The organism is Armatimonas sp., from assembly GCF_964826245.1.
In genome coordinates this window covers 1-6,864 of the sequence record NZ_CBAYMC010000226.1, presented here as the reverse complement: position 1 = coordinate 6,864, position 6,864 = coordinate 1, and the positions used below count along the sequence as shown (strand labels likewise).

Here is a 6,864-nt window from a genome sequence, read left to right as displayed (position 1 = left end):
GCAGCAGGCCGAGGGTGCGTACTCTCTGGCGATTTTAACGCACGACGAGCTGATTGGGGTGCGCGACCCGTATGGAGTTCGTCCGCTTTGTCTGGGGCGCTTAAGCGAGGGCGGCTTTGTGCTGGCGAGCGAGACGTGTGCACTCAATAAGGTGGGGGCGACTCTCATTCGGGAGCTCATGCCCGGTGAAATAATTGTTGTCAACGACCAAGGCTGGCGCGTGGAGCCGGGTGTCCCGATGAAGCGGCAGGCGCTCTGCATGCTGGAGGCCATTTATTTTGCCCGCCCGGACTCGGTGATGTACGGCCAGAGCCTGCATGCCGCACGCCGTCGCATGGGAGGAGAGCTGTTCCGTGAGCACCCTGCCATTGATGCCGATCTCGTCATTGGTGTCCCTGACTCGGGCACGCCGGCGGCACTGGGCTTTGCAGAGGCGAGTGGGATTCCGTTTGGCGAAGGGCTCATCAAAAACCGCTACATCCAGCGCACGTTTATCCAGCCGGATCAGCGCATGCGCGAGATGGGCGTCCGCATGAAGCTCACCCCGATCCGTGAGGCACTACAAGGCAAGAGCGTGGTTATGGTGGACGATACGATTGTCCGGGGCACCACGACGGGGAAAGTTGTGCGTCTGCTTTTAGAGGCCGGAGCGCGGGAAGTGCACGTGCGCATCTCCGCGCCCCCCGTCAAGTGGCCGTGTTTTTATGGCATTGACATGGCGACCCAAGACCAGCTTATCGCCGCCAGTCAGTCCGTGGAGGCAATCCGCCAGAAAATCGGAGCCACGAGCCTGGGCTATCTCACGGAAGCAGGGCTGGCCCGCGCGATGCAAGTGCCTGTGGACAACTTCTGTCTCGCCTGCTTCACCGGTAACTACCCTATCCCCGTTCCAGATAGCCTACGCATGGAAAAGCTCGCCTTCGAGCCGCCGGTAGGATGATTCATGATGAAAAAATGTACAATGCTCTTGTACTTTCTTAATGTATAAATTTATTTGTTTAAGTATACTTGTGTTCAGTTGTTCACTAGTTGGATAGCGTTTAGAAAAAATCATTGTCGTCTGAAAAAGACGATTTAATTTGTGTTTTTGGAGTGTACGAAAATGAGTAGATGGTCAAATGTTCGATTTTTTGCTATTGTGTCTATAACTTTTGCCACGTTTATCTGTGGTAGAAATGATGCTTCTGCTGGAGTTGCCGTTATTGATAGTGTAACGCATACTCATGGTGCTATAGATAATGTGTATATTAGCGCTCATTTCGATTGGACTTCATCAAATGCTGCAGCAGCCTGGTTCATTTGGGAAGACAAAGGAGCGGATCAGGTGTCATTTGCTAGTGATCTTGGAAAAGGTCCTGCTGGAGGTGGTGGCAATTGGGCGCATGCTTCGGGAACCGGAAGTCGTCAGTATTCTGGCTCCGGTCGGATTTATGATAAAACCACTAATGTAGCTCTTCAATATGCTACTCCTTTCACCGAGCCATTTTCCCATGTGAATTAGGGATATTTAACTACTGAGGTGGTTGGCCTTCTCGCTTAATCACCTTAGTAATTTACTGTGTTGTAAATTTATTATTTTAAGAGATGATAGTGGATAAATGAGTCAAAATATTAATGGCAAAATGATAACGAAAAATACGGATAATGTATTACAGAAGGATAAGGGATTATTAAAAGAAATTGAAAATGGAAGAATATTGCGTGGTAGTTTTAGAACACTATATAAATGGGTTTATTCAGCGATTAGATTGACTGTAGGGACGACTGAGGGGGAAATAGTTGAAGAGCCTGTTCTATTTTTGTTCAAAAAGAGGTCTGTGTCTGATGTAATGGAGGCATATGCGTTATTGTATCGACTGAAATGGGTTAAATATTCAGAAGGGATACCTGTATATCAACTAGAAATGGGGAAAGATATGATTAATGGTATGTATATGCCGATTGGTGATTATCAGAAAAGAAGATTTAAAAATATTGATAATTTTATGAAGGATTTGGATTCTGTTAGTTCGGCGATGCGTGATAAGATTCTTTCTGAAGATGGAATTCTGTATTCTGAATTGCCTGATAGTATGCAATTGTCAATACGGAGCGCGATGGGCGTTTTGATTGAAGAAGGTAATGCCTTGGGGAGAAAACCTGGTATCGATATAAATGATATGGCTGGTGTTACATTGAAAATCCAAGACAAAACAGCTCTTGGGAATCCTGTGAAGGAATTAGTTTTTGGAATTGATTCAAAAAAAGGTGGTTATTCTTTCAGATGGAATAACTACGATAAGAATAAAAACGATATAATGCGAGAAAGAAAGGTTAGTATTGTTTTTGATTCATATGAAAAGAAAATTTTTGATAAGAAAAAGATGATAGATTCTTCTAAAATGTTAAATTCAACTTACGTTGATTTCGGTTCTAAGTATTTGAGTTTCAGGGATATTATTATTTTTTTGAATGAGTCTTGCAATATAGATATTGTAATGCATGATTTAAAAAAATATGAAAAGAGATTATTCTCTTCTAAAAAAATAGTAATTTGGCAATTCTTAGATCGGATTTGTGCTGAATATGGAGGTTGGGAATGGGATTTATCTGAAGGAGGTTTCTTGATTTTTCGAGAACCCGAAAGTCCAAGAAAACGCTTAAAGTCAAACACTTGAAGGGTTTTTTTGGGGAATACCCTGTGAACTGATGACTGTCCACTGCCTCGCGTCGGGGTCTTCGGGGAACTGCTTGCTCGTGACTTCCGATTCGGGGGCGCTTTTGGTGGACGCGGGGATTGGGGTGCGGACTCTGAAGCGCTGGTGTGGCGAACGCGGTGTTGCGCTGGAGAGTCTTAGCGGCGTTCTAGTGACCCACGAGCACGGGGATCATAGTGTGGGAGCCGTGCCGCTGGCGGTGAAGTACAGAGTGCCGATTGTCGCCACGCCGGGGACGCTGGCGGCGCTCCAGAAGTCTGACAAGCGCGATTTCCCGACACTGGCTCTTTCCCCAGGCGACGAAACGGGGCTGGGGGCGTTTGGAGTCCGCTCGCTTCTCACCACGCACGATGCCGCGGAGCCGTGTGGGTTTCGGGTGGAGTCAAGTGCAACCGCGCTGGTCTATGCCACGGACACAGGGAGCATTACCCCCGATGTTCGGAGCGCCTGCCGTGGTGCCTCGCTTTTGGTGGTCGAGGCCAATCATGATATTCACCGGCTGCGCTTTGGGCCCTATCCCGAGTCGCTCAAGAGCCGTATTCTAGCCCGCACCGGCCACCTGTCTAATAATGCCGCTGCCGATCTAGTGCTCTCCCACACGCTGGAGCACGGCCCGGCCTCGGTCTGGTTTGCGCATCTTTCGGAGATTAACAACACACCGGGGATTGTGCGGGCCTACTGGAAGCGCCGCTGGCAAGAGGCGGGATGTGCCGCGAGCCCTGCCGCTGTCGAGATCGCACAGCGCGACTCTCCCTCACTTCTCTGGCGTGCGGGGGCGCAGGCAGTCCAAAAGAGTCTTTTTTGAGAAAAAACTCAAAATTGCGGAACCAACAGGTAGGTTACAACGCTCTTGATAGTGTGATAAGTCAAGTTGGATATACCGTTTTAATGGTGAGTGCCTCTGAGGGGGCATTTACGCAACTCTCTGCTGAGCTAGAGCGACAAGAGATTCAGGTCCTGTTTGCCGCCGATGGCCTCAAGGCATTCGATATGGCGCGGGTGGGTGGGATAGAGCTGATTGTGCTGGTGGAGCCACTGGGGGTGCTGGCGGGACAGGGGCTTTGCACCGCTCTCCGCGCAGCACATGTCAACGTTCCCATTCTCCTGCTCGATACGCCCGACCGGGTTCTGGCAGGGCTGGCGGCGGGAGCCGATGTGGTACTACCTCTGGAGAGTGGTACCGAGCTCCTTCTGGCCCAGACCCAGGCCCTCCTGCGACGCGTCTCACTGGAGCGTAGCCCCCTGATTATGGGAGATCTCTCCCTGGATACTCTCACGCGCCGTGCCACCCGTGGCGGGACTCAGATCGCGCTCTCGGCGACAGAGTTTACGCTGTTAGAGCTGCTCATGCGGCGCACGGGACGAGTCGTGACCCGTGAGGAGATCATGGAGCATGTCTGGCCCGGCGAAGAGCGAGCCACGGACAATGTGCTGGATGTCTATGTGAGCTACCTGCGCACGAAGATAGACCGCAATTTTCCGGTACCCCTGATCCGCACGGTGCGCGGCCAAGGGTACACCATCGTCGCCGATTAGGCCTGCGGCGTGACCCAGCGGCTCTCTTTTGCGCCGGTGTAGATCGCTTCCATCACCGCATTGCGGTACGCTGCCTCGCTCGCACCCACGAGCGGGGCATCGTCGCTTGTGCCAGTAACACGGTCTAAGAACGAGTCTAGCCCGGCGGGAACCGGCCCCGGAAGCTCGGCACTGCGAACCGGCTGGCTACCATCCATGGTGGGCACGTGCTTGCTCTGGAAGTAGAGCTTGTCGTGGACAATCAACGCATGCCCCTCGGTACCGGAGACAATCAAGCGCACCGGGTCGGCGACATCGTCCCAGGCGGCGGCCAGAGTCGCGATGACGCCACTCTCAAAGCGCAGCATGCCCTCACCCGTCTCGTCGCAGCCTTCGTAGCGTGCTAGGCCACTGTCGAGCTGTCCAGTGACCTGCGCTACGGGGCCAAAGAGCCAGAGAACAATATCGAGGATGTGGGTGCCCAAGTCCCCAAAGCCACCACAGCCCGACTGCACCGGGTCGGCCATCCAGCGCCACTCGCCATCGAACCAGCCGCCGATTGCGGCGCTGTGACAGTTGCTCATGCGGGCGCGGGTAATCTTGCCAAAGTGGCCTTTCTCGATTTGCTCTTTGACGAAGCGGAGCTTGGCATCGCCACGCGAGAAGTAGCCGGTGGAGAAGAGCACGCCCGCTTTCTCAATCGCCTCGGCCATGACTTTTGCATCGGCCCCGGAGAAGCCCAGCGGTTTCTCCACAAAGACATGCTTGCCCGCGGCGGCAATCTGGGGAACCACATCGGTGTGCCGGTTGGTCTCGGTGCACACAATCACCGCCGTCACTTCCGGGTCGGCAAGAATGGCATCCAGATCACTCTCCACTACCGAGCCTGCAAGCTCCTTGGAGCGCTGTTCGGCACGAGCTAAGTCATGATCCCAGACGTACTTGACCTTGATGCTATCAGTGCGTCGGTTGATGTTATGAATAAAGCCGGGTGTATGGATATGCGCACACCCGACAAAAGCAAGAGTTGTCATGAGGGAATTATACCGCTTGCCGCCCCGTGAACGAGGCGTCTGGGTGGCGCTTCGCGCCGCAAAGCCCGTGCCGGGCTAACCCTCCACCTTGGCCTTCCTCCCAGGATTGGGAGGAGGGAGGAGCGAAGCGGGGGGAGGAGGGTACAATACGCATTATGTCCAGCACACCCTTTGGCCTGACCATCGGCTACCTCGCCTACCCGGAGCGTGCGACGCTCACCGACCCTAAGCCTGCGTTTTCCTGGTGCTTCGACGACGGTATCCAGAGCGCCTACCAGATTCAGGTACTCACAGAAAATGGGCAGGTGCTCTGGGACAGCAAACGCATGGCATCGGCGCACTCAATTGGGGTGCGCTACGATGGCCCCTGGCTTCCGTCGAACCAGAAATTCACCTGGCAGGTGCGGCTCTGGCGCGAGGGGAGCAGCCGGGCGAGCGCGTGGAGCAAGCCGCAGGCATTTGCCACCGGGCGGATGGGGATGACGCCTTTTCCTTCGCCCAAGAACGATGCCTGGGAGAACCGCAACCCGCTACAGCTCACCGAGATCGCCCCGGAGCGCATTGTCAAGCGCGGCGACGGCAGCTACTTTGTGGACTTTGGCCGTGCCTGGTTTGGAACTCTCCAGCTCTCAGGCCCAGCAGCGGCGCGGGTGGTCGTTCACTTTGGGGAGAAGCTGGCAAGCAAGAATAGCATAGACCGCAAGCCGCCGGGAAGTGTCTGCTACCGAAGCTGCGAGACTTTGCTCTCGTCCCGTGAGCGCGTGCTCGTGCCAACCCCGAAGGCCCCGTTTGCACCCGGTGTTCGTCGGGGAGCCGTGCAAGTTCCCCCCGGCTACGACGATGTCTTGCCGTTTCGTGCCATCGAGGTCGAGGGCTGGCCAGGCGAGTTCAAGTCCGAGCACGCTCGCATTAAGGCCCTGCATAGCGCCTTCGACGACAAAGCTGCCGCGTTTTCCTGCTCCGACAAAACGCTGACAGATGTCTGGAAGCTCTGTCAGCACACGCTCAAGGCCACCAGCTTTCTAGGAGTCTCCATTGATGGCGAGCGCGAGCGCACGGCCTACGAGGCGGATGCCTACTTAGCGCAACTGGGCCACTGCCTGATGGAGCGCGACTGGGCGCTCTATCGGTACACGTTGGAGCTCTTACTCACCTACAGCACCTGGCCAACCGAGTGGGCGCACCATCTGATTCTCATGGCGGAGGCCGACTGGGAGTTTACGGGCGACACTGCCTTTGTGGCACGAATCTGGGATCGCTTAGACCGCAAGCTACTGCGTCAGAAAGCTCGCCCCGATGGTTTGCTGGTTGCAGGCGCGATTGTGGACTGGCCGCCCGCCGAGCGCGATGGCTTTGGCGGCGGCGCGATTGCCACCGACAACCGCCAGATGGCCGGGCCGATGGTCAATAGCGTGGCAAATGCATTCTACTGGCACGCCCTGATGGGCATGGCTCGCCTCGCCAAAGCCGTCGGGAAGTCCGGCGACTATGAGCAGGAAGCCGAGCGCGTACGCAAGGCCTACCGTGCGGCATTTGTAGACCCGACGCGGGGCGTTTTTCGAGACGGCGAGGGCAGCGCCCACGCCTCGCTCCATGCCAATCTTGTCCCGCTTGCCTTT

The 6,864-nt window shown here is 54.9% G+C and carries 7 protein-coding genes; 6 read left to right on the top strand and 1 reads right to left on the bottom strand.

Going from position 1 to position 6,864, the window contains the following annotated elements:
- From AC1XOS_RS17835 to AC1XOS_RS17815, 5 genes are all read left to right on the top strand, one after another.
- Positions 1–940 (top strand): amidophosphoribosyltransferase (locus AC1XOS_RS17835; protein WP_481963568.1); only part of this gene is annotated, 940 nt, incomplete at its 5' end.
- 162 nt (positions 941–1,102) lie between these two features.
- Positions 1,103–1,501, top strand: coding sequence for a hypothetical protein (locus AC1XOS_RS17830; protein WP_481963567.1), 399 nt, complete (start codon positions 1,103–1,105; stop codon positions 1,499–1,501).
- A gap of 97 nt (positions 1,502–1,598) precedes the next feature.
- Positions 1,599–2,657 (top strand): hypothetical protein, encoded by a 1,059-nt coding sequence (locus AC1XOS_RS17825; RefSeq protein WP_481963566.1) that lies wholly within the window; start codon positions 1,599–1,601, stop codon positions 2,655–2,657.
- Positions 2,658–2,688: 31 nt separating this feature from the next.
- A complete protein-coding gene (locus tag AC1XOS_RS17820) occupies positions 2,689–3,501 on the top strand; it encodes an MBL fold metallo-hydrolase (protein ID WP_481963565.1) in 813 nt (270 codons plus the stop codon).
- An 83-nt stretch (positions 3,502–3,584) separates the two neighbouring features.
- A complete protein-coding gene (locus AC1XOS_RS17815; RefSeq protein ID WP_481963564.1) occupies positions 3,585–4,232 on the top strand; it encodes a winged helix-turn-helix transcriptional regulator in 648 nt (215 codons plus the stop codon).
- Here the strand turns inward: AC1XOS_RS17815 and AC1XOS_RS17810 are convergent.
- Positions 4,229–5,245, bottom strand: coding sequence for a Gfo/Idh/MocA family protein (locus tag AC1XOS_RS17810; protein WP_481963563.1), 1,017 nt, complete (start codon positions 5,243–5,245; stop codon positions 4,229–4,231). The two genes, AC1XOS_RS17815 and AC1XOS_RS17810, sit on opposite strands and share 4 nt — an antisense overlap.
- A 155-nt stretch (positions 5,246–5,400) precedes the next feature.
- Between AC1XOS_RS17810 and AC1XOS_RS17805 the strand changes: the two genes are divergently transcribed.
- Positions 5,401–6,864, top strand: a 1,464-nt coding sequence (locus AC1XOS_RS17805; RefSeq protein ID WP_481963562.1) for an alpha-L-rhamnosidase-related protein, incomplete at its 3' end; no start/stop codon positions are given.